Below are 1,472 nucleotides of genomic sequence, written 5' to 3' on the forward strand. Positions count from 1 at the left end.
CAGCAACCAGCGTTCCTGCGTGTTGCAGGTCGAGGCCAATGGCGAGCGCCTGTTGCTCACCGGCGACATCGACCTTCACGCCGAGCGGGTTCTGCTCGACAGCGCGCTGGCAGTCCCGACCCAATGGCTGCAGGCCCCCCATCACGGCAGCCGCACCTCTTCCTCGATGGCCCTGCTCAAGGTGTTGAATCCTGAAACGGTGCTGATTTCCCGCGGCCACGGCAATTCGTTCGGCCATCCTCATCCCACGGTACTGGCGCGCTATCGCAAGCAGGGCCTGCGCATTTACGACAGCGCCGAGCACGGCGCGATTCATCTGCAACTGGGCAGGTTCAAACCGGCGCGGACGATGCGTCAACACCGGCGTTTCTGGCGTGATTCGCCAGTATTGGCCCGTTGATCGGAGCGCGCTTGAATGCACCATCACGGTCGTCGGGCCGGCGGGTCCTGATCGCGAAGCGGTATGGTAAAGTGGCGCACTTTTTCGAGGGGACTGTCACTGTGTGGGAATTGGTCAAATCCGGCGGCTGGATGATGTTGCCGATCATTCTGAGTTCCATCGCGGCCATGGCGATTGTCGCCGAGCGCCTGTGGACCCTGCGCGCCAGTCGCGTTACCCCCGAGCATCTGCTGGGCCAGGTCTGGGTGTGGATCAAGGACAAGCAGCTCAATAAAGAAAAACTCAAGGAATTGCGCGCCAATTCGCCGCTGGGTGAAATCCTTGCCGCGGGCCTGGCCAATTCCAAGCATGGTCGCGAGATCATGAAGGAATGCATCGAAGAAGCCGCCGGGCGGGTGATCCACGAGCTGGAGCGCTACGTCAACGCGCTGGGCACCATTGCTGCCATGGCGCCGCTGCTCGGCCTGCTGGGTACGGTGCTGGGCATGATCGATATTTTCAGTGCCTTCACCGGCTCCGGCATGACCACCAATGCATCGGTATTGGCCGGCGGTATTTCCAAGGCGCTGATCACCACGGCGGCGGGCCTGATGGTCGGTATTCCGTCGGTGTTCTTCCACCGTTTCCTGCAACGCCGCATCGACGAACTGGTGGTGGGCATGGAGCAGGAGGCGATCAAACTGGTCGAAGTGGTGCAGGGCGACCGTGACGTCGATCTGGCCGGGGAAAGAGCGTGAAATTCCGTCGCAAACCCCGGGAAACGGTGGACATCAATCTCGCGTCGCTGATTGACGTGGTGTTCATCCTGCTGCTGTTTTTCGTCGTGACCACCACCTTCACCCGCGAGACCCAGTTGCGTGTCGATCTGCCTGAGTCGGTCAGCGGTTCGCCCGCCGAAGACCAGCAGCTCAAGCAACTGGATGTCGCGATCAGCGCCGAAGGCGTGTTCTCGGTGAACAACAAGATTCTGCCGAAGAACGACCTGGCGACGCTGATGGAAGCCATGCAGAAAGAGGCCAACGGCGACACCAACATGCCGTTGTCGATCAGTGCCGATGGCAAGACTCAGCAT

General features: G+C 60.9%; 3 protein-coding genes. All 3 read left to right on the top strand.

Annotation, left to right across the window (positions count from 1 at the left end):
- Positions 1 to 400: ComEC/Rec2 family competence protein (locus tag DBR24_RS33650; RefSeq protein WP_371921353.1), on the top strand; the 400-nt coding region annotated here is incomplete at its 5' end.
- Between the two features lie 101 nt (positions 401 to 501).
- Positions 502 to 1,137 (top strand): MotA/TolQ/ExbB proton channel family protein, encoded by a 636-nt coding sequence (locus tag DBR24_RS24840; RefSeq protein WP_123466826.1) that lies wholly within the window; start codon positions 502 to 504, stop codon positions 1,135 to 1,137.
- Positions 1,134 to 1,472: biopolymer transporter ExbD (locus DBR24_RS24845; protein ID WP_256591812.1), on the top strand; the 339-nt coding region annotated here is incomplete at its 3' end. The genes DBR24_RS24840 and DBR24_RS24845, both read left to right, overlap by 4 nt.

This window comes from Pseudomonas sp. HMWF006, assembly GCF_003061205.1.
In the GTDB taxonomy this organism is placed as follows: domain Bacteria; phylum Pseudomonadota; class Gammaproteobacteria; order Pseudomonadales; family Pseudomonadaceae; genus Aquipseudomonas; species Aquipseudomonas monsensis.